General features: G+C 49.0%; 20 protein-coding genes. 17 read left to right on the top strand and 3 right to left on the bottom strand.

Annotation, left to right across the window (positions count from 1 at the left end; genetic code table 11):
• Nucleotides 1-5 precede the first annotated feature (5 nt).
• From ACETK5_RS15915 to ACETK5_RS15850, 14 genes are all read left to right on the top strand, one after another.
• Nucleotides 6-1,082 (top strand): SAM-dependent methyltransferase, encoded by a 1,077-nt coding sequence (locus ACETK5_RS15915; protein ID WP_394056691.1) that lies wholly within the window; start codon nt 6-8, stop codon nt 1,080-1,082.
• 159 nt (nt 1,083-1,241) lie between these two features.
• A complete protein-coding gene (locus tag ACETK5_RS15910; protein WP_100536470.1) occupies nt 1,242-2,708 on the top strand; it encodes a serine/threonine protein kinase in 1,467 nt (488 codons plus the stop codon).
• Between the two features lie 28 nt (nt 2,709-2,736).
• The gene (locus ACETK5_RS15905; protein WP_394056688.1) at nt 2,737-3,861 is read left to right on the top strand and encodes an SAF domain-containing protein; all 1,125 of its coding nucleotides are present in this window, start codon (nt 2,737-2,739) and stop codon (nt 3,859-3,861) included.
• A 54-nt stretch (nt 3,862-3,915) separates the two neighbouring features.
• The gene (locus tag ACETK5_RS15900; RefSeq protein ID WP_394056686.1) at nt 3,916-4,623 is read left to right on the top strand and encodes a hypothetical protein; all 708 of its coding nucleotides are present in this window, start codon (nt 3,916-3,918) and stop codon (nt 4,621-4,623) included.
• The gene (locus tag ACETK5_RS15895; protein ID WP_394056684.1) at nt 4,620-5,489 is read left to right on the top strand and encodes a hypothetical protein; all 870 of its coding nucleotides are present in this window, start codon (nt 4,620-4,622) and stop codon (nt 5,487-5,489) included. The genes ACETK5_RS15900 and ACETK5_RS15895 overlap by 4 nt, the downstream gene beginning before the upstream one ends.
• On the top strand, nt 5,476-7,386 hold the full coding sequence (locus ACETK5_RS15890; protein ID WP_394057449.1) for an ATPase, T2SS/T4P/T4SS family: 1,911 nt from the start codon (nt 5,476-5,478) through the stop codon (nt 7,384-7,386). Before ACETK5_RS15895 ends, ACETK5_RS15890 begins: the two co-directional genes overlap by 14 nt.
• Nucleotides 7,376-9,448 (top strand): hypothetical protein, encoded by a 2,073-nt coding sequence (locus tag ACETK5_RS15885; RefSeq protein ID WP_394056682.1) that lies wholly within the window; start codon nt 7,376-7,378, stop codon nt 9,446-9,448. The genes ACETK5_RS15890 and ACETK5_RS15885 overlap by 11 nt, the downstream gene beginning before the upstream one ends.
• 73 nt (nt 9,449-9,521) lie before the next feature.
• Nucleotides 9,522-9,980 (top strand): ABC transporter permease, encoded by a 459-nt coding sequence (locus ACETK5_RS15880; RefSeq protein WP_394056680.1) that lies wholly within the window; start codon nt 9,522-9,524, stop codon nt 9,978-9,980.
• 24 nt (nt 9,981-10,004) lie between these two features.
• Nucleotides 10,005-10,400, top strand: coding sequence for a hypothetical protein (locus ACETK5_RS15875; RefSeq protein ID WP_394056678.1), 396 nt, complete (start codon nt 10,005-10,007; stop codon nt 10,398-10,400).
• A 5-nt stretch (nt 10,401-10,405) separates the two neighbouring features.
• The gene (locus ACETK5_RS15870) at nt 10,406-10,960 is read left to right on the top strand and encodes a hypothetical protein (RefSeq protein WP_394056676.1); all 555 of its coding nucleotides are present in this window, start codon (nt 10,406-10,408) and stop codon (nt 10,958-10,960) included.
• The gene (locus ACETK5_RS15865) at nt 10,947-11,942 is read left to right on the top strand and encodes a hypothetical protein (RefSeq protein ID WP_394056674.1); all 996 of its coding nucleotides are present in this window, start codon (nt 10,947-10,949) and stop codon (nt 11,940-11,942) included. The genes ACETK5_RS15870 and ACETK5_RS15865 overlap by 14 nt, the downstream gene beginning before the upstream one ends.
• 122 nt (nt 11,943-12,064) lie before the next feature.
• Nucleotides 12,065-13,618 (top strand): ABC-F family ATP-binding cassette domain-containing protein, encoded by a 1,554-nt coding sequence (locus ACETK5_RS15860; RefSeq protein WP_100536479.1) that lies wholly within the window; start codon nt 12,065-12,067, stop codon nt 13,616-13,618.
• Nucleotides 13,619-13,913: 295 nt separating this feature from the next.
• Nucleotides 13,914-14,723, top strand: coding sequence for an aminoglycoside phosphotransferase family protein (locus tag ACETK5_RS15855; RefSeq protein WP_394056671.1), 810 nt, complete (start codon nt 13,914-13,916; stop codon nt 14,721-14,723).
• A 182-nt stretch (nt 14,724-14,905) separates the two neighbouring features.
• Nucleotides 14,906-15,979 carry a ThiF family adenylyltransferase gene (locus ACETK5_RS15850; RefSeq protein ID WP_326118165.1) on the top strand — a complete coding sequence of 358 codons (1,074 nt, stop codon included), beginning with the start codon at nt 14,906-14,908 and terminating at the stop codon, nt 15,977-15,979.
• Nucleotides 15,980-16,069: 90 nt separating this feature from the next.
• On the opposite strand, the gene ACETK5_RS15845 is transcribed toward ACETK5_RS15850, so the two are convergent.
• Complete coding sequence (locus ACETK5_RS15845) at nt 16,070-19,420, bottom strand: discoidin domain-containing protein (RefSeq protein WP_394056669.1); 3,351 nt, start codon at nt 19,418-19,420, stop codon at nt 16,070-16,072.
• 234 nt (nt 19,421-19,654) lie between these two features.
• On the opposite strand from ACETK5_RS15845, the gene ACETK5_RS15840 reads away from it, so the two are divergent.
• A complete protein-coding gene (locus ACETK5_RS15840; protein WP_394056667.1) occupies nt 19,655-20,377 on the top strand; it encodes a response regulator transcription factor in 723 nt (240 codons plus the stop codon).
• Nucleotides 20,378-20,425: 48 nt separating this feature from the next.
• Here ACETK5_RS15840 and ACETK5_RS15835 read toward each other — a convergent pair whose 3' ends face one another.
• Both ACETK5_RS15835 and ACETK5_RS15830 read right to left on the bottom strand, forming a co-directional pair.
• Nucleotides 20,426-20,920 carry a C40 family peptidase gene (locus ACETK5_RS15835; protein WP_100536484.1) on the bottom strand — a complete coding sequence of 165 codons (495 nt, stop codon included), beginning with the start codon at nt 20,918-20,920 and terminating at the stop codon, nt 20,426-20,428.
• 267 nt (nt 20,921-21,187) lie between these two features.
• The gene (locus ACETK5_RS15830) at nt 21,188-21,832 is read right to left on the bottom strand and encodes a thiamine diphosphokinase (RefSeq protein ID WP_326112802.1); all 645 of its coding nucleotides are present in this window, start codon (nt 21,830-21,832) and stop codon (nt 21,188-21,190) included.
• Nucleotides 21,833-21,968: 136 nt separating this feature from the next.
• Between ACETK5_RS15830 and ACETK5_RS15825 the strand changes: the two genes are divergently transcribed.
• The gene (locus tag ACETK5_RS15825) at nt 21,969-22,616 is read left to right on the top strand and encodes a trimeric intracellular cation channel family protein (RefSeq protein WP_100539321.1); all 648 of its coding nucleotides are present in this window, start codon (nt 21,969-21,971) and stop codon (nt 22,614-22,616) included.
• Between the two features lie 80 nt (nt 22,617-22,696).
• A complete protein-coding gene (locus tag ACETK5_RS15820) occupies nt 22,697-23,161 on the top strand; it encodes a low molecular weight protein-tyrosine-phosphatase (protein WP_100536486.1) in 465 nt (154 codons plus the stop codon).
• Nucleotides 23,162-23,316 lie beyond the last annotated feature (155 nt).

The raw sequence follows: 23,316 nt of genomic DNA, 5'->3' as shown, positions 1-23,316 counted from the left end.
TCCGTTTGGACGAATTAAAAGATATGCAAGAGCATGAGGAACAGAATGAAAATCGCGGAGATTTCCACAGCAAGTGGGTATGTACGGCAAACCATGGTTTTGCTCCTTACGCCCAAGAAGAGCTGCGGCGGATGTTTGGCAGTGTAAAGAGCACGATGTTGATGCCGGGCGAGGTGTTTTTGGCGACACTCGGCAGTTCCGAAGATGAGGCTAGGCGGCTAATCGCGTCTTCCCCGCCTATATTTCTGCGGCATCTGTTTCCAGTACATCTGGAAATAACAGCTGATACCGCTGTCGAAGCATTGCATGGGGTCGTTGAGCATGTCATGAAGCGGGAGGAGATCGGTCGGAGCCGCGTGTCCATCCAAATCCGCAAGACCGAGAACAGCTCGTGGAAGGATAACCCGGCTGCGCTTCGGGATGAATTACAGCATCGCTTGGCTGCAATGGAACTTGAATACACGGTCCAGGCACCGGAATGGATTATTTCACTATTCGCTGCTGACGGCGTCTGGTACGTTGGCGTGTCGCGGCCGGAGGACAACCTGTCGGATTGGAACGGAGGCGCCGTCCGCTTTCAACGGGAAGAGGGACAAATCTCAAGAGCCAAATTCAAGCTCCTTGAGGCGGAGAAGCAGTTCGGGATTCCGTTTGATTCCTTCCGCAAGGCTGTCGATATCGGAGCAGCGCCTGGCGGATGGACATCCTTTCTATTAGAGCGCGGCCTGCAAGTTACGGCAGTTGATCCGGCTAAAATGCATCCATCACTGGATGGGCATAAGAACCTTCGTGTCGTCCATAAGAATGCGGCGGACGTGTCGTTTAGAGAGCATGAATTCGATCTGCTGGTATGCGACATGAGCTGGAGCCCCAAACTGATGGCCAGAATGGTGACCGGGCTTCTGTACAGTCTTCAGACGGGCGGCACGGCTGTCATCACGGTAAAGCTGCTGACTAAGAAACCGATGGCGCTGGTGAAAGAAATCATGTCGGTGTTTGAAGCGTCCAGAATGCAGATTCAGGGAGCGAAGCAGCTGTTCCATAATCGGGACGAGATTACGCTATATATGATTAAGTATTAAAAAAGTCTTTACAAGTGAATGTATCATGTTCTATAATGATTCCAAAATTAACCAACGACAACAACAGGGAAAGCATCCCGCTCTTCATCACGATTCAGTGATGTGGCGGAGTGCTTTCCTTTTTTGTTGTGCTTGTAAGTCAGAGGAGAGGGCGTTGACATGAATCAGCCTTGCAGATTGGTACATGGGGAAGTGTTGGGTGAGCGTTACGTGATTGACCGCGTGATTGGTGAAGGGGGGATGAGCTGTGTCTATCTAGCCGAGGATCTGAAGCTGCCCGGGAAGAAATGGGCAGTGAAAGAGAGTTTGTCTGAACCCGGGATGCAGCGCGCTGTTCAGGACGAGGCACAGCTTCTGATTAAACTCAGTCACCCGCGACTGCCGCGCATTGTCGATTTTTTTCATGCTCAGGCTACCGGATACACCTATTTAGTTATGGATTATATTCAGGGCATGACATTGGAGAAGTACTTCCGGGGATATCGGGGAAATGTAAATCCGGACTTCATTATGGAACTGACCGAGCAATTGCTGGATGTTCTGGAGTATCTCCATAACCACGAACCCCAGGTTATATTCCGAGATTTAAAGCCATCGAATATTATGCTGACCGATCAGCTGGAGGTTAGACTCATCGATTTTGGAATCGCGAGAAGTTATAAACAGGAGAGCGGCGAGGATACGGTCAAGCTAGGCACGGTTGGATTTGCAGCGCCGGAGCAGTATGGAGGTAGGCAAAGTGATGCAAGATCGGACCTGTATGGGCTTGGAGCGCTTCTGCTTTATCTCTCAACCGGCGGCAAATTCAGTGAATGGATAACGGGCGTGGAGCGGCATATTCGTGGCGATTTACCTAGAGAGCTTGTGCCCGTTATCCGAAAGCTGCTGCAGTATGCTCCGGAGCACCGATATCAATCCGCCTTGGACGTTCGTTCAGCGCTTAGCAGGCAGCAGCCGATAACGGCAAATTTATCGGGTGTTCAGTCCAACACGCTGGCCGGGACGCTTGTGGCGGCCGTATTGGGGGCATCGTCCGGTGTAGGAACAACGCACAGCTGCATCGCATTTGGGCATTACTTGGCTTCAAGGTACGGGAAGGTAGCGATCGTAGAGATGAGCGCAAAATCCACCGCTTTTACCCGGATTCAGGAGATTGCCGAGGGCGGGAAGCTGGGGTCTATCCGAAAGTTCGAAATTAACGGGATTCACTTTTGGCGGCAAACAGCCAGAACGGAAGTGATCTCGCTGCTCGGGGGCAGTTACGATGCGGTTGTGTTGGATTTGGGAGCATACCGGGACAGCGAACGGCTTGAGGAGTTCCTTCGGGCCGATCTTCCTATCGTTATCGGATCAGGAGCGGAGTGGCGACAGCATGATGTGGTGACGCTGGCCCGGATGCTGTCAAGACATCCACAGCCGGCCAGGATCTATGCACTGCCTCTTGCAGGCGAAGAAACGGTTCAAGAGATGAGAAGAACGCTAGGGACGAATAAAGTTCATTCATTGCCCCTGCAATTGGACCCTTTTGAAGTGCCGGACAGCAGCCGTGAGGCTTTTGCACAGTTATTTCAGGACTACTTGCCGCCGGCAGAAAGGAAGCGAAGATTCAGGTTTCTAAAGAATTAACTGCATATGAACTGAAGGAGATGAAGCAATGCCGATTATCAGGAGGCGTAGCCGCAAACAGATATTTGCCGGACTTGCCGGCGCAGCTGTGACAGGTGCCGTATGTGCCGGCGCAATGATGTATTATGTGCACGGCTATAAAGAGCAGCAGAGTATGGAGCGTACTAAATACGAGCAGCGAATCACGGAGCTTGAAGAGACGCAGCTTCAGCAGCTCAATTCAATGAAGGTTGCATGGGTTCCGTTAAAAGATATTCCGCCCGGTCATTTCATAGATGCAAAGGATATCAAGGAAGTGCGTTTGCCTGATGATGGTTCTGCCGGGAATCTGTTCTCGGTCAAGGAAGAGATTGCAGGGAAGGGAGCCAAGATCGAGCTGCTGCAGGGAACACCGATAACTCGCTCCATGCTCTTTGAAGAAGAGCCGACTCCGTCCGATCTTCGTCATCGGGAGATGAAGTCCGTATATCTGCCAAGCAATTTACGCCAAGGGGACGTTATCGATGTGAGGGTCCAGTTTCCTACCGGACAGGATTACATCATTTTATCCAAGAAGAAGATCGACAGGCTTCAGCATCCAGCGTTCTGGACAACGTTAAGCGAACAGGAGATTTTATTGCTTTCCAGCGCTTTGGTGGATGCTTATCTGCATGATGCAACGCTCTATGCACTTACCTATGTAGAGCCGGAGCTGCAAGAGAGAGCGATTCCTAACTATCCTCCGAACGCTGAAGTAACGAAGCTGATTGCAAGCAACCCGAATATTGTGAAGAAAGCCGAGAAGTTTTTGGAGGTCACTCTGCGAAGCACGCTGGAAGAGGATTTAAGCAAGCTTCAGCCGAATCAGCAGCCGAATCAGCAGGCCCAGGTATCCGACATGCATCATAACTCTTTCTTTGCTGGCGGTGCAAGGAGTCCGGATTCATGGAGCCTGGCATCCCATATAAGCTCCCAAGCGAATTCTTCAAATAATACGAATTGGAATACCGCTGACATCCGTCAAGAGGATGAGGCAAGTTCAGAGACTCCTCCGCTCCGCGAAGAGCAGGATTCAGAAGCGGAGCAGATTTTGGGGTCAACCGGTCCGGCAGATTCCGAGGCGAGCAGTGATAAGGAATCACAAGAAGCGGATTTGATATTCTCAAGTCCTTAGTAAATACAAGGCAAAGCCCGAAGAACAGATGGTAAGTGAAGGAGTGAAATCAAAATGAAGACGTGGATATTTACAGGCATCTGTGATAAGAGCGACATGCTCCTCTACATGTGCAAAATATTAGCTAATGGAGACAACCGGGTACTGCTTGTGGATGGTGCGATGGATGCGAAGTACAAACATTGCATAGGCGTGATACATCCGCAGCTGCCGGTTATGGAGTTTGCCGGATTCGACGTGGCAACCGGATTTGAGAACTATACGTCGCTGATGGACTATCTGGAAGAAACAGAGGAGAAGAAGTATGACTATATCATCATGGACGTGGAGAAGTCGGAATTTCTGGACAAGATGCAGTGGGATACAGCAGATGCCCATGTTTGGGTTAGCGGATTCGAGGTAACAGGACTGCGTAAGAGCACGGCCTTGCTTGATGAACTGAGAGCCGCAAGAACTGATGATCCGCTGCCGCCTTTCCATCGGGTATATGTTCAGGTCATTGAAGATTTGATGGATGAAACCTACATTGAAGGCTATCTGGAAGACAACCGGATTCAGTGGCTGGGTCCGCCCGTAAAAATGCCATGGGATGAATTGTTTTTCGCTTTGAAAATAAAAAATGAACATGCGGGAAGACTGGGCATCAAGCCATTGTCCAGACAGTATAAACGATCGCTTACCGAACTTCTCCGCAGGTTAACGGAAATGGAGCAACGGCATATTCGCCGGGCACTTCGGCAAGCAGGAAGGAGGCATGCATGAGTCTGATTGCTGTATGGAGTCCCTTGAAGAGCGGCAGCGGCAGTACGATGTTAGCCTCGAGTTTACCTATCGTATTGGCGTTCGAATATCAGGTCAAAGTGCTGCTCGCCCATGGTGGACATGCTGGGGAACGAGTAGAACAAGCCTTTACCTATAAGCAGGAATCATTAGATTATATGACGGCTTTTCAAGATACCGGAATGGATGCCATGGAACGGCTTAGTACAAGCGGGAGACTGAACCCGGAGAATGTACGTAATTATACCTTGCCGCTCCTGTCTGATCGGCTCGATCTTTTATGTGGACCGAAACGCATGTCCGCCGATGATATACATGCCGCAAGAAGTGGGGGGGACGGGAAACAGGCTGAACTTATGACCAGAGTTATGGAGTCCTCCAAGCGAAGTTACGACGTCACGATAGCCGATGCAGGCAATGGAGCCCCTGGAGCGGCAGATTGTGCGATACTTCGAGCGGCAGACTTAATCGTGGTTGGATTGAATCAGAATATGCATGTCCTGGAGAGTGAGCTTAACCAGGTGAAGCTGCCCCCTGAAGTGAAGGACAAGGAATGCTTGTACATCGTCGGCAAATATGACTGGGAGAGCCATTGTACACTGCAAAATATCAAGCGCCGATTTGGCATCAAAGCGATGGTACTTGGTGTCCCGTATTGTTCCGGTATGACGGATGCATGGAATATGCGCTCAGTTATGCCCTACATGCAGCGAAGTCGAGGAGGCGCTGACCTCAAACGCATGAGCCCACTATATGATGCTGTTCGTAATCTGGCGGATGCCGCGGCTGAACACCTTGGTCTTCCTTCCGGCGGTTCGAAAGCGGGAGGCCTGCATGCTCTTGGGTAATTCCTTGAATACGATATGGATCATCGTCATGATTTTGTTTGGATTGCTGTTTGTATATCTGCGTTATTTGGATACCCGAAAGCCGGCGGCTACGATTTCACGGAGATCCGACCCATATTCGCTAGAAGCAATGACTGCGTTTGTTAAAGATAGTCTTCATCAGCTGACGCACAGCCAGTTATCTGATTTAGGGCTACACGAGGAGGAGTATCGCCGAAGGCTGAACAAGCGAAGTGAATTGCGAAGTGCTCTCAAGGGCTGCGTATCCGGAGATGTGCTGGATAAAGCCTATGTAAAGGACTTTTTAAAACAGCTGCTGGTCCGAGATCTGGGTTTGAACGAGTCCAACATTCATGCAGCCATTCCGTTCGAAAACCTGACCGAGTTAACAGCCCAGGATCAATTCGAGATCATATTATACCTGTATAAGCAGAGGCATGGGGAGGATGCTTTATCCGTACTTCTTGAAACCTACGATCTTGCAGGTCCGCGCGTGATACCTGGTTACGGAGAGGGCAGCGTGTATGCGGTTACCGCGGAGGACATCGCATATATCTATGAGTCAGAGCAGCGTCCGCTCTTGTTTCAGGAGAAGCTTGACATCGTCGTCCAGCGCATTTATCAGCAGTACAAAGGCTTTTCCGTTGTGGATGAAATCAGGGATCAACGGATCGACGGGATCAGTGGCGGGGTTAGTGGCATTCCTGTCAACAGTGACAGCAGACAGGATATCTTTCACACCCAGGATGTGTTCTTGGGGCTAAGTTTTTCGCATCCCGAATCGCCAGCGACAGGCTGTGAGAGTGTATGGATTTTTTATCGAGGGGTGTCGCTGCATCTAGCTTTTTTATCGTTTGGTTCGATGCTGGAATTGAAGAGGGTATGTCAAAACATATACAAGTACAATCATCCCGGGCAGCTTTCAGAAGCTAGCGGTTATAAAGTGAATGAGATGAAGGATGGCTCCAGGGTCGTTGTGGTCCGGCCACCATTTGCCGAGTCCTGGGCGTTCTTTGTTCGCAAGTTTGATCTGCCCAAGGCTTCGCTTGATCAGTTAATTACGGGAAACGGCTCGGAATTGGTAATCGGTTTGTTGAGGTATTTAATGAAAGGCAGCCGGATTACGGCAATCACCGGTGCTCAGGGTTCCGGAAAAACAACCCTGCTCATGGCGATGGTTGGTCATATTTATGCGTCTTATACCCTTCGGGTTCAGGAGATGGCCTTTGAGCTGCATTTAAGGAAAATCTATAGCCGCAGGAACATTCTCAGCTTCAGGGAAACCGAGCATATTAGTGGGCAGGCCGGTCTGGATCTGCAGAAGAAGACGGACGGTACAGTTAATATTCTTGGTGAGGTTGCCAGCGACGAGGTAGCGTCATGGATGATACAGATGTCTCAAGTGGCAAGTTTGTTTACCGTGTTTACCCATCATGCCAAGACATTCAAAGACCTTGTACAATCCTTGCGCAACTCCCTGCTCAAGAGCGGCGTTTTCAGGCAAGAGCATATTGCTGAGCAGCAGGTGGTCAGCGTGATCAACTTTGATATACATCTAAGAAGAGACGCTTACGGTAACCGTTACATAGAGCGTATTACGGAGTGCATCCCGGTTGAGAAGGGATCCCTGCCACCATTCGAGGGAACTTCAGAAAACAGCTGGAAGAGCAGCATGGAGCAGTATTTTCAGTTAAGTGCAGAACATATGCGGAGATTGAACGAGGTAAGTTATTTCGAATCCCGTAATGTGATTGAATATCGGGACGGGACCTATATCGCTGCCGCCAAGTTATCCGAATGCAGTGTTCGCGAAATGACGGAGCAGATGCATCCGGAAGATGCCGAAGAATTCAGAATGTTTCTGGCTTCAGGGTGGGGGAATCAAAGTGACCTCTAAAGATGTGTTGATACTGATTTTAATCATATCCCTGGCGCTGTTTTCCATCACGTTCGGTATCGTGTCGTGCATGAGCAGAAGACGAGGGTATCGTGAGGAAACGGCCGTAAAGGTGGGCGCGGGCGAGGTAAGATCACTGCGCGGGATGTACCGGCAATGGTTTCAATTGGCCTATATGTATGGGATGAAGCTCCCGATAATCCAGGCCTATCTTAAACGGATCAGACAGCGAATCACGATCTTGCATCCCTACGACGAAATATCACTCCGGTTTGAAACAGTGAGATTAGCCTTCGCGATTACCGGCACGATCGGTTTTACCGCCATGCTCCTTATATGGAGTCATCCGGACCCGGGGTTTATTGTCATTGTTATTCTCGCAGCAGTGGTTATTAACAATATGCTCGTTGAGATGTTCATTAACCGACTGGAACGAAGAATCCTTATCCAATCGGTAGAATTGTTCTCCTCGGTCCGCCATCACTATCAGCAGCATGGAATGGTAGAGGAAGCTTTGTACGAAGGGGCTGAGACTTCAGGACATGAAATCTCTATGCATGCTCATCGGATCTACAATGCCTTGGTATCAAACGATCCTGATGACGAGCTGGAGAGGTATTATGAGGTAGCGCCGAACCGATATCTTAAAGCGTTTGCGGGCATTTCACATCTTGTCATGGAGTTTGGCGATCATGCGAGAAAACAGGGCTCCATCTATCTGCATGGACTAAGCGGATTGACCAAGGAGATCCAATTGGAAATATTGCGCAGAGACAAGCTGGATTATTTAATGAAGGGCTTGAATGTGATTGCGTTGGCTCCGGTCTTTTTCACCAAACCGATTGAACGCTGGGCCAGAAGCAGTTTTCCGTCGATGGACGAGTTTTATATGAGCAAGCTCGGTTTTATGACCAAGATATCGATTTATGTTATTATTCTCATTTCTTACATCCTGCTTCAGAAGCTTCAGCAAAATCGGGAAACGGACTACCGCGCAGAGGTTCAGAAGATGACCTTGGAAGAAAGGATGTACCGGATTCCTATGATACGCTGGCTTGTGAAGGTGATGGCTCCAACACCTGGTACGGTGAAATATGACAGGCAGGTGCGGTTACTAAAGGAAAGCAACGCGCGAATCAAGTTCGAATGGCTCTATATCAGAAGAATGACGTTCTTTTTCCTGGCTTTGTTCCTGTCGTTATCGCTGGCAATAGGCCTGCATGTGCAGGCTAAACATCATCTGCTGTATGCCCCCGTTTCCTTGAACCCTTCTCTGTTCGGCCAGATGAATGAGATCGAGCGTCAGCAGGCAGAGGAAACGGTTGAGCGCGATCGGCTGCTTATGGAACAATTGCATATGTCGCCGGATGTAACCGATGATCAGGTCAAGCAGATGATTAATGAGACAGAACCTACTCCATTGACCAAGGAACAAGTTGAGATCACAACTGATCGAATTATGACCAAACTGCAGCGCTATGATAGCGAGTATTTGAAATGGTGGGAGTTGCTCCTATCCTTTCTGGCAGGTGTGACTGCATATGCGGCGCCATTATGGCTGCTGCATTTTCACCGGAAAGTACGCAATATGGAAATGCGGCATGAAATTTATCAGTTTCAGACAGTCATATCCATACTGCGCGGAATGGAGCGTATCTCGGTTGAGGCCATCTTAGAATGGTTAAATCGGTTTGCAGTTATTTTTAAGATTCCCATTCAAAAAAGCTTGCTTCATTACGAACATGGCGCACAGTTGGCATTGCTGGAGCTGAAGGAAGACGTCTGGTTTCCTGAATTTCAGCGGCTGGTGGACAAGCTGCTGCTTGCGGTAGATAAAGTACCGATCAAGGATGTTTTTGATGACCTCGATGGAGAAATGGTATTCAGTTTCGAGCAGCGCAAGCAGGAGTATGAAGCGATGATCGACACGAAGGCCGCATGGGGGCGAATGATCGGTTTTACTCCGATGTATGCGCTGATCTTTATGTATCTTGTCATCCCGCTAATCGGCATGAGTTTCTCCCAAATGGAAACGTACTATGAGCACATTCAACGGTTATAACGATACAAGGATTGTCAACGCGGAATTATATCCATAGGTTCAAATAATAAATGAGAGAATGAGGGGGATTTCAATGAATAATGCATCATCCGCTTTAAAGGTTGCGGCAGGTATATTTCTGACCATTGCTTTGATTACCATTGTTGTTATTTTGTTCATTTCGGCGCAGGAGGCAACCAAAACTGCTCAGAACAATTTTTCGGATATTCAGACAGAGCTGTCCCAGGCAGCATTTACCGTGTATGACGGAACAACAATCAGCGGTTCTCAGGTGACGAACGCACTGCGCAAATACAAGGACAAGGATCAATTCGGCGTTTTCATAGCAACAGGGAGAAACAAAGCAGGGCAATGGTACGGCAATGTATTGGAGAAGGACGGTTCGATTCTCAATCCGGATTCAAGACAAGGGAATATCGATTTCGTTATGGATGAGAAAAGCCCAGAATACGTCAATCCAAGCGGAAAATTTAAGGCCACCATCGTAAAGGATGATTCCAACGTGATCAGAGGCATCAAATTCGATCAATAGTTCTGAACAGAAAGGTGACTTGCCTTGCGTGAACAAACCATAAGCGCACTTGAATTGGCAGCAGGGGTGGCATTATTTCTTGGCGCTGTCCTGTATGCATTCCATATTCAGACGATGGTGGATGGCGGTATATCAGCCGCAGGCAGAATGACTCAGGAGCAGCATGCCGGTGTGATCACCGTAGAGATGGCAAACGAGCTCAGGAAGCTGACTTATAAGGGAAGCGAAGTATTATTCACGCTGCGAGAGGTTCAAGCTGGCGGCTTCGATATGTATGTGGATGGTGTAAGATTCCGATCCGGAAGTAATCCGGAGGAGCTGGATCTTTCGATCATTGATACGAACGCCCGTTATGATGCGGAGTACGTTCGGAGAATCGATGGATTCGTGGAGAGCATCCGGTTTGTTAAAGTGAGGTAACAACAATGTCAAACTCGGTTTCGAAATGGTTTGCTGCCTTTCTGGCGCTTCTTTTGCTGTATTTGGTTCCCGCAGGCGAGATGGCCAGAAGACAGGATGATCTGTCACGGCTCGTTGTTTATCAATCCGTCACCAAATTCGTGGACAGTGTTCGTACGAAGGGGTATATTACCCCGATCATGTACAATGACTTCCTGCAAGAGCTGGCAGCTACCGGGAACATTTACAATGTGGAGATGGAGCATCATCACAAGAAGTACCACCCCGAATATGCCGATCCTTCAGATCCTGGAACATTCCTGAACCGCTACTCCGTCGTATATGATGCTTATTATCAGGAAGATGTTATGGACTATCTGTTCCCGGAGTCGAATGTTGATAAAAACGATGACAGTCGCCGATACCGTCTAACGGCCGGTGATCACTTCCAGGTAAATGTCAGTACGTTGAATCGAACGCCCGGACTGATCATGTTCGATGCGCTGACGGGATCAAATTCAGGTGGAAAATCAGCAATCGCATTCCCTTACGGAGGCTTGGTTCTGAATGAAGATTACTGATCTTGCCATCGTATTTACCGCCGTGTTTTTCCCCATGTTTCTCATCCTGGGCATGCGTGCTGAGAGTCTGGAGGATGTTCGGTACGTAGAGATGAAATACTCGGCTGCTCTGCGCACTGCCGTCCAAGACGGCGGGATGATGCTGAACGAGAATGAGACCCAGGACAAAGAGTCGGCATATGATTCTTTAAAGTTTATGCGTGCGGACAAAGAGCGGGCGCTGGAGTCCTATTCCCGGACGTTGTACATCAATATGGGGATCGCGGATGATCCGGCTGCGCAGAATGCCCTGTGGTGGTACATACCTGCCATCGTGGTTCTGGATTATGACGGGTATTATATGTATGTTTCGCAAGCCTTCACCAACGCGTATGGGGAGGAGCTCATAGAACACAGATGGACACCCAAAATTCCTTATGCCTGGAATGATGGCAGGGGCAACAGCCTCCAGTTTACATTGGATTCCTTCGTACAGGTACATGAATCAGGTGGAGGATCCTCCCTCTGGCACTCTGGCTTTCGGGAGGATCTGGCCGGCAGGACGGGTGTAGCTTTGCTGGAAGATAAGGATATGTTCGAACAAGTCAGGCGAATCACGATTGTGAATGCCGTTCAAGATCATCTTGCTTATTACATACAGCGGCACAACCAAATGGCGCTCCGGAACGGAATATCCTATACGTTCGCGCTTCCGTTGATATCCCAGGAAGAGTGGGTGAATACGATTGATGATATCGGCATGATGGCGTTTATTCAAGGCATCCCCATGGGCGATCAGTATTATAATAACTATGCCCTTGGAGGCGGCAGACTCGTTAAAGCCCCGGTCTATTTCGGAGGGGTGGACAGCAGGGGACTCAAATATTATTATCGTGATGTCTGCCAATACAACTATCGCGTGGAAGAAGTGTTTCCGAGTGCCAAGGAGGCAGCGGCCGCCGGTTATCAGGAGAAAAGCTGTTCCAATCCCGGTGTCCCCTAATCCCTGAAAGTTATGGTTTCTGCCGGACTCCATGATGTGATACAATAAACTCTTGACTGTGTATATTTCGCTAAATTAACATGAAATAAGTTCATTTTATACAGACAGGAGTTACTATAGCCATGAGTTTATTGACTGTAGAGAACGTATCGCATAATTTCGGGGAACGTACTCTATTTAAGAATGTATCCTTTCGTTTGTTGGCAGGCGAACACGTTGGTTTGGTTGGAGCAAACGGCGTAGGCAAATCAACACTAATGAATATTTTGACCGGGCAGCTGTTGAAAGACAGCGGCAAGGTGGAGTGGACACCGAAAATCCGGTACGGATACCTGGATCAGCATACCAAGCTGACACCCGGCAAAACGGTTCGCGATGTACTGAAGGATGCCTTCCTGCCCCTGCTGGAGCTGGAAAAGGAAATGTTGGAGATCACCAATAAGATGAGTGATGCTTCTCCTGAAGAGTTGGAGCTGCTGCTCGAGCAAATGGGTGAAATTCAGGAGCAGCTGGATATTGGGGATTTCTACATGTTGGACGTAAAGGTTGAAGAGATGGCGAATGGTCTTGGGTTATCCGTCATTGGCCTGGATCGCGATGTTGCGACGTTAAGCGGGGGACAGCGTACCAAAGTATTGCTTGCGAAGCTTCTTCTGGAGAAGCCGAACGTACTGTTATTGGACGAGCCCACCAACTATCTGGATGTTGAGCATATTGAATGGCTCACTCAATATTTGAAGCAATACCCATATGCTTTCATTTTGATATCCCATGATACGGAATTTATGAACCAGGTGGTGGATGTGATCTATCATTTGGAATTTGCGAAGTTAACTCGCTATACAGCAAACTACGAGAAGTTCCTGGAAATGGCCGATATCAATAAGAACCAGCATATCGATGCTTACGAGAAGCAGCAGGAGTTCATCAAGAAACAGGAAGACTTCATTCAGCGGAACAAGGCCCGTTATTCCACCTCTGGCCGAGCGAAGAGCCGGGAGAAGCAGCTCGATCGTATGGAGCGGATTGACCGCCCGGAGGAAGCGGCTAAACCTGTGTTTAACTTCAAGGAATCCCGTGCCAGCGGTAAAACGGTATTCGAGGGAATAGACTTTGAGATCGGATACGATCGACCATTGCTCCCCAAAATGAATATCCTCATCGAGCGAGGAGAGAAAATTGCCATTGTAGGCTGTAATGGCGTAGGTAAATCAACGCTGCTGAAGACCATATTAGGCAAAATCCCGGCGCTCTCCGGGAAGACGTATCAAGGGGATTTCCTAGTGCCTGCTTATTTTGAGCAGGAAGTACGTCCAGGGAATATTACGCCGATTGATGATGTGTGGAACGAATTTTCACATTTGAACCAGCACGAGGTTCGTGCAGCGCTTGCACGCTGCGGACTCAAAAACGAGCATATTACCCGTCCAATGAAGGCACTGAGTGGCGGGGAGCAAGCCAAGGTCCGTCTGTGTAAACTTCTGATGCGCGAAAGCAACTGGATTCTGTTTGACGAACCGACCAATCACCTTGATGTTGTGGCTAAGGAGGAACTAAGACGTGCTTTGAAAGAATATAAAGGCACGATCCTGCTGGTTTCCCACGAACCTGAGTTTTACGAGGATTGGGTGACCAAGATCTGGAACGTCGAAGATTGGTCCAATCAGAATTCCTGATTATCAGAATCATAATCCTGCTCTCTGCCAGGATATATCAAATCTTAATAAGAATGAGTTTATTAGTATCATAAGGAGGATGGGCAAATTGCTGCCTGTCCTCCTTTGGTATATCCGGCAAATGGGGCGTACGGAAATGGTTTATGGAGGAAGCGCATTTGTGATATGCTAGAAATAACCTGAAACGAATGGATGGAAGACATGGACTTATCCATCGGGGCATTATTATATGAAGGGGATTCGCATCCTTAGCCCCATGACCTGTGTAATTCCCTTCTGAAGGGAGTCGTATTAAATGAATTCGGAAAACAACTCAAATCAGGGAGAAGACGTCATACTCTCTCGCGAGAAGTCAGTTGTACGGCGGGGCCAGATTGTGTACCGACCATCCGGAGCCTGGACTCCGGCTGTACACTCTTTGTTGAGACACCTGAGGCAATCAGGGTTTACCTCGATACCGGAAATTATAGGCTCAGGATGTAATGAGAAAGACCAAGAGATGTTAAGTTATATCGAAGGCGAATTTGTTCATCCCGGACCATGGAGCGACGAAGGTATCATCGAGGTAGGACAATTGTTGCGTCGGCTTCATGACGCTTCGGCTACATTTAATCCGCAACCCGGGATGGTCTGGAAACCGTGGTTCCTGCGGGAACTGGGTAATACCCGGGTGGTATACAGCCATGGTGATATGGCTCCTTGGAACATGGTTACCCGTGATGGGATGCCGATTGCACTAATTGACTGGGAATACGCCGGACCTGTACATCCACATGTTGAACTAGCCCGCGTATGTTGGCTCTTTCCTCAGCTGCATGATGATGATGTAGCTGAACGGGTTGGTTTGCCAAACGCAGAGGTTCGTGCAAGGCAGCTCCGTCTATTGGTTGACGCATATGGCGTCGATCCAGCTAGTAGGGCTGCCCTCTTTGATTTGATCGTGGAGGTGGTCGTTCGGGAAACGGCAGAGGAAGCGATTGAGCTGCAGGTCACGCCGGAAACGGAAGGCGTTCTGTGGGGATTGGCCTGGAGGGCGCGGAGTGCGGCCTGGATTCTGCGTCATCGCGCTATACTGGAGAAGGCGTTGAATACTAGGTTGTATTAGGTTGAAATAGTTAAACAGCCCATCCTCTTCGTGGGATGGTTTTTTTTAAATCATGGGTCATCGTCTAAAAACTTCATGAAGTCTTCTTTTATTTAGAAGATTTGCAGATATTGATCGGAGGAAAATTCATGTCTGGTTTAAGCGATAACAGGGAGGAAGTAAATCGTACGTTGCCTCTCTTCATGGCCGCCTCGGAGTCCACGGACCGTGGTGTAACAGTTCATATGGAACGAGAGGATCGGTATTCTAGGCAAGAGCGGTTTACGCCATTTGGAAAAGAAGGCCAGCTTCGCCTCCGGGACAGTCACGTGCTCGTTCTTGGAGCTGGTGCGCTGGGAAGCGCCGTAGCGGAAACTTTGGTTCGCGCAGGTGTCGGGCATGTAACTATCGTGGATCGGGATTACGTGGAATGGAGCAATCTGCAGCGTCAGCAGCTGTTTACCGAACAGGACGCGATCGATCGATTGCCGAAGGCCGTAGCAGCGGCCAAGCGGTTATCCGAAATTAATTCAGACGGTATCGTGGATGGTATCGTTATGGATGTACGGGCGCAGGAACTGGCGGTACTCTGTCAAGGCGTTGATTTAATGATGGACGCTACCGATAATTTCGGAACCCGGCTGATCCTGAACGATATCGGATATAAGCATGGAATCCCGTGGATATACGGAGGCTGCGTCGGAAGCTCAGGAATGAGTTACACATTCTTGCCGGGAGAGACGCCATGCTTGAACTGTTTGCTAGGAACGATTCCCTTGGGCGGTGACACCTGCGACATTAACGGAATTCTTCCTCAAGCGGTACAGATGGTCGCTGCTCATCAAACGATGGAAGCGATGAAGCTTTTATCGGGACACCGACAAGTTCTTAGAAAAAAGATGCTGTCATTCGACTTATGGCGTAATGAACGGGTGGAGTTTGGCGTAGACCGAGCGAAGCAATCAGACTGCCCCACATGCGGTGAGCATCCGAAATATCCTTATTTGACGGCTGAACTTGCTGATAAAAGCGAAGTGTTGTGCGGTAGGGATACGGTACAGATCAGGCCTGCCAGCCCCATGCAGCTTCAGCTGGATGAAATGGCCGATCGATTGAACAGGCTTCATCAGGGAAAAGCAACCGTAACGCCGTATATGATCATCTATCAGGTGACTCCGCATCGTCTGGTTATATTCCGGGACGGGAGAACCCTGGTACATGGCACATCGGATATCGCTAAGGCCAGGTCGCTGTATAATCAATACGTTGGTGGTTAATCTGCGACAACTTGCGTTACTAATCTATATATCCGTCAGTTACAAAAGGAGGAGTCGCAAAAGACTCCTCCTTTTGATGTATAAGCCGGATTATTGCACGATCAATTGAAAACCGTTCTGAATGAAAAACCGATCCGGATGAGCGATATTTTGCGTTGTCAGATTGTTAAATGTTGCCGACCCATTGCCCGTATAGGTGTAAATCGCCGCACCAGGATGAGGATTCGAGAATCTTGAGGATGTAATCCCGTCAAGCCCTGTACCGTCAATATGGATGTTGTTAAATACGATGTTCTGAAAGCCGCCACCATAACCAAGCTGAACGGCACTGCGCTGGGTGTTCAAGATATCGATGTTGGTAAACGTGACATTGCGAATCGCATCATTCGATGCTTCCAGATCGATCGCGCCGCGCTCGCCATCGTACAGGTCTTTACTGGTTCCACTCCCCATGATCGTTGTATCGGAGAACAGAATGCCGGTATTGTTTTGGAAATGGTACCCCGGGAACACGGTATTCATTCGAATACCAGATCCGCCTACGGTGTCAACAATCAGGTTGTGAGTAGCCTTATGACCACTTCCCCCAAAGAATGCAATGGCTGCCGCACGCCAATTATTTTCGATGGTATTATACGAGAAGGTGTTGTTAACGCCCGCAGGTGCGCCATTGACGTTACTCGTCCATACGGCGAGACCATCGTCTCCGTTATTTCGAATGCTGCTGTTACGAACAGTTGAATGGCTGGTTCCTTGGGCAAAATTGACCCCATCCGCCAGATTATTGCGGATCCGGCTGTTTTCAATGATTAGACCCTCCGCGATAATGGCTGGGGTATGCGCATAATCGCCTACCCAGAAGCCGCACTCAAAATGCTCGACCCACACATTGTGTATTTTGGAGTTGGTGCCGAAATTATCCATAAATCCCTTGTAGATTGCATTTTGATTATAACGTGACCGCAGATTTGAGTTGAGGTAGATATGGCTGAAGTCAAGCTGGCCCGTGATCCGAAGTGAAATCCCGCCAGAAGCGGCGTTCGGGTTGGTAAATTGAATGTTTGTATGCCAGATGCCTGCGCCCATAATCTTGATGTCATCCATCATATTCCCAACCGAACCGATCTTCCACATGTTGCCCAGATGGAATGTCCCTTCAGGAATGTATAAGGTTTTGCCGGTTGAAGCGGCAGCCTGCACAGCAGCTTCAAACGCCGGTAGGTCATCTTGGCCATCGTTTGGCGCTGCACCGAAATCCGTTACGGATACCGAGTTGGCCGGGCGGGCGATAGCCGTCGGTACCGGCTCGATTTCGATAAAATCAACGCCATATTCCAGGTTATCGGCATTGGACTTTTGAATCCGAATTTTGTCTCCCGGCTGGAGCGGCGTATCCATCTTCCAGTGTACTTCATCGAACCGGAAGAGAGGGCGTCCTCCCCCAGGCTCATCTGCAGGATGATCGCTGGAGAAATACTGCCAGCTGTAGTAGGAAGTCAATGGAACGGTTTTTTTCTTTGTGCCATTTACATACACGTCGAGTGAGCCGGTCAATCCCATGCCGTCGGGTGAGTCCGGCATCGTATAACGCATGGTTACGCCGGCCCCGCCTTCACCTGGCCGAACCGTCCATTCCAGATTGGACCCGTTGGAAGGAAGTGCTACATAACGTTGGCCGGATGCTTCCGATGCTGTGAGCGCTTGATCGAAAGTCGGTGCCGTCTTCAGCAGAGCCCCGCCGCTGCGTAATGCATCATCCGTATCGTATCGGGTATATGGCATGCTGGCGCCACGGGAGGAATATACCGTGAGATTGGCCTGGCTGACGTTGTTCTCCCGTTTGACGGGTACTTCGTTTGCATCGGGTGCCACGGTGGTTGTTAACGTGTAGCTGCCATTTTCCGCTGTCCATGTGCCCGGAATATGGACAGCGGCGGAGGAACCTGCAGCAAGCGCGCCATCATAACCACCGGTGAAGGTTTGAATCGTTGAACCGGCCGGATTTTTCAGAGCGACGGAAATCGCGTGGGATCCGCTTGCCGTAGCTTTGTTGCCCTGGTTCTTAAGATTAACGGTAAAGGCTACTGCATTCCCTGCGACAGGAGTGGCGGGTGACCATTGCACGGTTCCTATCAAATCAGAGCTTTCAACGCTACCAATAACCAGAGGGGATGTATGCGAATAGCTGTTGTTTTCGTTATTCTGTTCCATGATTTCATTATCCTCATCGACCTTCGCACTGACGGAATAGGATCCAGCCGCTTTGGTTCCGGCTTGTAATGTTACCGTGGTGGATGCTCCTGCCGCAAGCGGACCTACCGGGGAGGAGCCTGCTTTAGCGCCATTCAGGTAAAAATTGACCGTCGTAGCCCCAGCTTCCACGTTCCCAATGTTTTTAACTGTAGTACTCAGTGTAATGTCATCGTTTTCAATCGGAGAAGAAGGAGTCCAGGACATATCCGTAATGGTCAGGTCCGGATTCTCGCCGGCTGTGCCGTACACTTCGAATTCCGCAATCTGCCCGGCCGGTGCGCCGGAATTGGACGTTATGTTCAATTGTAGGCGTTTAACGGTTGCCGTTACGGGAATCGTCACAAAGTTGCCGGACGCGGGATTGAACGCATATGACTGTGGCGATACCAAATTACTGAAATTCGTTGTGCTCTGGTCATGCCCGAGCACTTGTATGGTTTGGGTGCGCGAACTCCACGCCTGAGACGGATTGAGCTTCAGTACGATGGTAGTGATATCGTGATCGGTTCCCAAGTCGAGCGTCAGGGTGCTTGGATTGCTTCCGCCTTCCCAGTAGGTTTGGATGTCGTTGTCGTTAGCATGGGTTGCTGCATACGTGAAGGTGCTTGAGGAGGCGGTAATCGGTTTGCCGCTCGCGATGTTGTTACCCGTCGGAGGTGTTGGCGGGGAGACCGATGGTCCATAAATTTCAAACTCCGACAGCTGTGCTGCCGGCCAAGTCGTATTGCTGGTTACGGTCAGGCGAACATATCGCGTGCTTGCTTCGTCAAAATGGATAGTCACCGAGTTTCCTGCTGTAGACGGGTTGAATTCATAGTCGGCCGAGTCCACCATATTTGAGAATGTGGAACCGTTCGAGCTGCCCTGCACAGTTAGCGTTTGTGTCCGTGACTCCCAGGTGGCAGGAAGTTTAAGGACGATCCGGTTGATGCTGGTGTCAGCACTGAGATCGACTTGAATCCACTGCGGGAATGCATGATTCGTGCTTTCCCAGTATGAGCCCTGATTGCCATCGTTAACGTTAGCCGGCCCATAGGTTTGGGATTGACCACTTGCTGTTACAGCTTTGCCAAGCGAGAGGTTGGTTTCGCCTGCGGCTGAAACCGGTGCGGGCGGCCCTGCAGCCGTGCATACGATAGAAATCAGCATAGCCATGACAAGAGGCCATACCACGAGTTTGTTGCGCATGTTATTTTCCTCCTCCAAAGTGTGTTCACACCATACTTTCCTTTCCGATTGAACAAGCGGAATTTTGAAGATATCCCCCTTTCCTAATCCTTTATCCCATTATAAAAATAGCGTCGCATCGGAGATAAGATGTAATTCTACGGAAATCGTATGTGATCCCAGCATCTTTTCGAGTGAAAACAGGATGAATCAGACATACTTACATTATTAAGCGTTGAAAGCGGGGGGGAACCCGTGGAGAAAGTAATTTTGATCGCGGCAGACAATCAAGATCGGGTCCAGACCGTTATGGAGCTTTTAGAACAAGCGGGTTATAAGGTTAAACATGCCATGAATTATTCGGAGGTAGTCGCCGTTTTGCAGCGCTCAGGCCCAGACCTGCTGCTTATCGACAGCAGATTGCCGGGCATGAGCGAATTCAATCTCGTGGAGCGGTTGACAGGCAAAAGGGAACAGGTCCCGATCATCGTCATCGGAAATGACGGTTCTGATGAAGCCATTCAGGCATTGGAGGCAGGTGCCCATGACTATATCCCTAATGACAGAGATACAAGGGAGCTTTTGGCGCGTATTGCCAATTTTCTGAAACTATTTCAGACGGGTCGCATGGAACAGGAGGAAGTCATCCGAATCGGAGATCTGGTGATTGATCCTCTGAGCCGGAATGTATCCCGAGCAGAGGAAGCGATCGAGCTGACTCATCGCGAATATGATCTGCTGCTGTTTTTGGCTAGAAGGCAGGGCCAGGTATGCACGCGTGAGGATATATTAAAACAGGTATGGGATTACGATTTTCATACGGGCACCAACGTGGTAGATGTCTATATTCTTCATTTGAGAGAGAAAATCGATAGAGGGCGCAAACAAAAGCTGCTGCGTACGATTCGGGGGACCGGATATAAACTGCTATCGCAGGAAGAAATCAATGCTGCAAGCAAAAAAGACCGCCTTCCGTGAGGAAGACGGTCTTTGATAGAATTCCATAGTAACAATGGAGTGATTAAACTACAGTACGCGACGAGCTTTCAGGTAAGTTTTGCTCCAGTTGCCGGATAGGCTGGAGATTGTTACGCCAGGCTTGCCGTAAGTGTGCAAAATTTTGTTGTTACCCATATATACGGCAACGTGAGTCACGTTTCGACCATTGGCACGGCTTCCGCTCGAGAAGAATACCAAATCGCCGGCTTTCAGGTTCGATTTCGATACCGCTTTACCCACTTTGGATTGTGCAGCAGATGTACGAGGCAGATTCACACCGTATTTTTTGAAGATATGCTTCATAAAGGAAGAGCAATCAAATACTCTTGTAGTGGATGTGGATGCTCCGAATTTATAAGGTGTTCCCATATATTGTTTACCGAAGTTAACGACTCGAGTTCCTGTGCTTACCGATGCTGCTTCTACAGGAGCCGGTGGTGCAACAGTAAGAACTGCTCCTACACCCAAAGTTGCGCTCAAGCTGATTACTACGGCCTTCTTAATCCAATGCTGTCGATTCATGTTGTTATTACCTCCAAGCAGTTTTGTTTTTTGCGATGAACCGAGTATATCAGATTTGAAACCGACTATATTTTGGTTAATCGGCGCAAACCCTTGGGCCGCATGAAATGAAAGCGGATTATTAAAATATGATTAAAAGTTACAAAATATTAAGAAATGGGTACAGACGATGAGTTGAAAACGAGAAAAAACCCTTGTACACAAGGGTTTTTAACGATGAATTTGATTGTTAACATGACCGTATCAAAGATGACAAAATAGTAACGATTAGTGATCCTTGCTTTGAATAATGAGCAGTAGACCGCCTTCGATCCGGACCGTCCCTTTATCCTCGGCCAGCTTATTGCTAACTCCAAGAGACTGCCCCAATCGCAAAGTGGCATCGTGGAGCGGGTACTCGAATCCTTCGAGATGGATCCCGGTAACTTCCGTAGTCAACGGCAGGAGGGAGACATATGTAAACCCTTTGTTCTCGACAATGCAGCTGGAGCCTGTCAGGGTAATAAAATTGTTCTCATCTAATATAGAACACGGGATATGATGCTGGAGCCCACGAATCAGCATGTGGATATTAGCCAGCGTGTGATCCAGGCGCGTGCCCGTAGCTCCCAGAATCATGATGGATTCGGGGGAATGCTCCAGTGCCAGTTCGAAGGCAAGCTCGGTGTCGGTTAAATTTTTATCGATGGGATCACAGTCAATCACCTTGCCGCTCATGGATCGTACTCGATCCATTTGGCCTGGCGAAATGGAGTCGAAATCTCCAACGGACAGGTCCGGTTCGATTCCATGTTCAATCAGGTAGAGGGCTCCGCGATCAGCCCCAATAATGAAGTCTCCGTTTTGAACCTCATCCAGGAATCGTGGTGACAACTCCCCACCTGTAAAGATCAGGACGCGAGTATGGTTCATATAAATTCCTCCTTTTTCGAGAGAATTGTCATTGTATTCTAGTATAGAGCAGTTTTCATGCTTGCACAATTTTAATAGGCACGGCTACAATGTAGTATGTAAATTGACGGGGGAGCGGGGGAACTGAATTTTGGACATGCATGTGTTTGACGTATTCAGTATCATTGGCACCATTGCGTTTGCCATGTCCGGAGCTTTTGTAGCTATGGAAGAGGAATACGATATTTTGGGGGTTGTGGTTCTGGGTCTAGTCACAGCCTTCGGCGGGGGTATTATAAGAAACGTACTCATCGGCGTGCCGGTTACCACCCTGTGGGGACAGGGCGATTTAATCATGCTCGCGATGATTTCGGTATTTGTAGCGTTTGTGCTGCCGCTCGGTTTGATCCAGCACTGGAAGAAAACGGAGGCTCTGTTCGATGCGATCGGATTATCTGCCTTTGCAATTCAAGGGGCTTTATATGCTACGCAAATGAATCACCCCATGAGCGCGGTGATTGTGGCTGCCGTGCTTACCGGAAGCGGCGGGGGGATGGTCCGTGATTTATTGGCTGGACGGAAACCGCTGGTGCTGCGTGATGAGATCTATGCGGTTTGGGCCATGATAGCAGGAGTCGCCATCGGCCTTGGTGTAGCCACCAAGACATGGGAACTGCTTACTTTGTTTGTTGTGGTGATCGTGTTCCGGATGCTGTCCGTGCTTTATAAATGGAGGTTGCCTAGAAGGTCGCTGCACGAGGGCCATCCTGCGGCAGCCAATGGAAAAAAAGTCAGTTCGGGATAATGGAAGGTAGGCAACGTCATTCATGAGTATGAAATTTTTCGTGAAATGACGATTAAGAATAACGTGAAGGAGAGAGGACCATGGTATCCGTTTTGTTTGTATGTTTGGGCAATATTTGCCGATCGCCGATGGCGGAAGCGGTGCTGCGACATAAAATTGTACAGCGTGGACTGCAGGATAAGATAAGCGTGGATTCAGCCGGCACAGGAGATTGGCATATCGGAAACGTTCCCCATGAAGGAACCCGGAAGCTGCTGGACAGCTGGCAAATCAGCTACGAAGGTATGGTCGCTCGCAAAGTGGAAAGCCAGGACCTCGTCAAGTTCGATTACGTCATCGGCATGGATGATTCGAATGTGGCGAATTTGCGCAAGCTAGCGGGAGGCGACCATGCCGCGATTCTGAAGTTTATGGATTTGCTGCCGGATGAAAAGCTGCGCGAGGTGCCGGATCCGTATTTCACTGGAAATTTTGATGAAGTGTACCGTCTTATTGATGCGGGGTGTGACATCTTACTGGACAAAATCATGAAAGAAAAGCTATAATCGATTCGAACAAGCGGTGAGTCAACCGCTTTTTTGACGAAAATAATTGAAAGCGATACCAAGAAGAACGGGCTGCTGAACATAAAAGATGAACAATGCACATTCCATAAAAAATGCGCGGTTGTTCATCTTTTTTTGAAGTGAAGCAAAGGGCG

This window comes from Paenibacillus ilasis, assembly GCF_043195395.1.
GTDB classification, from domain to species: Bacteria; Bacillota; Bacilli; order Paenibacillales; family Paenibacillaceae; genus Paenibacillus_AQ; species Paenibacillus_AQ lautus.
Note: the sequence above shows the minus strand (reverse complement) of the source record. Positions and strands in the feature narration are given on the sequence as shown.

Bases quoted from the DNA above. Each gene is read 5' to 3' on its own strand.
- ACETK5_RS15910 (WP_100536470.1), top strand. From the start codon at position 1,242: ATGAATCAGCCTTGCAGATTGGTACATGGGGAAGTGTTGGGTGAGCGT.
- ACETK5_RS15905 (WP_394056688.1), top strand. From the start codon at position 2,737: ATGCCGATTATCAGGAGGCGTAGCCGCAAACAGATATTTGCCGGACTT.
- ACETK5_RS15900 (WP_394056686.1), top strand. From the start codon at position 3,916: ATGAAGACGTGGATATTTACAGGCATCTGTGATAAGAGCGACATGCTC.
- ACETK5_RS15895 (WP_394056684.1), top strand. From the start codon at position 4,620: ATGAGTCTGATTGCTGTATGGAGTCCCTTGAAGAGCGGCAGCGGCAGT.
- ACETK5_RS15890 (WP_394057449.1), top strand. From the start codon at position 5,476: ATGCTCTTGGGTAATTCCTTGAATACGATATGGATCATCGTCATGATT.
- ACETK5_RS15880 (WP_394056680.1), top strand. From the start codon at position 9,522: ATGAATAATGCATCATCCGCTTTAAAGGTTGCGGCAGGTATATTTCTG.
- ACETK5_RS15870 (WP_394056676.1), top strand. From the start codon at position 10,406: ATGTCAAACTCGGTTTCGAAATGGTTTGCTGCCTTTCTGGCGCTTCTT.
- ACETK5_RS15865 (WP_394056674.1), top strand. From the start codon at position 10,947: ATGAAGATTACTGATCTTGCCATCGTATTTACCGCCGTGTTTTTCCCC.
- ACETK5_RS15860 (WP_100536479.1), top strand. From the start codon at position 12,065: ATGAGTTTATTGACTGTAGAGAACGTATCGCATAATTTCGGGGAACGT.
- ACETK5_RS15855 (WP_394056671.1), top strand. From the start codon at position 13,914: ATGAATTCGGAAAACAACTCAAATCAGGGAGAAGACGTCATACTCTCT.
- ACETK5_RS15850 (WP_326118165.1), top strand. From the start codon at position 14,906: ATGGCCGCCTCGGAGTCCACGGACCGTGGTGTAACAGTTCATATGGAA.
- ACETK5_RS15845 (WP_394056669.1), bottom strand. From the start codon at position 19,420: ATGCGCAACAAACTCGTGGTATGGCCTCTTGTCATGGCTATGCTGATT.
- ACETK5_RS15835 (WP_100536484.1), bottom strand. From the start codon at position 20,920: ATGAATCGACAGCATTGGATTAAGAAGGCCGTAGTAATCAGCTTGAGC.
- ACETK5_RS15830 (WP_326112802.1), bottom strand. From the start codon at position 21,832: ATGAACCATACTCGCGTCCTGATCTTTACAGGTGGGGAGTTGTCACCA.
- ACETK5_RS15825 (WP_100539321.1), top strand. From the start codon at position 21,969: ATGCATGTGTTTGACGTATTCAGTATCATTGGCACCATTGCGTTTGCC.
- ACETK5_RS15820 (WP_100536486.1), top strand. From the start codon at position 22,697: ATGGTATCCGTTTTGTTTGTATGTTTGGGCAATATTTGCCGATCGCCG.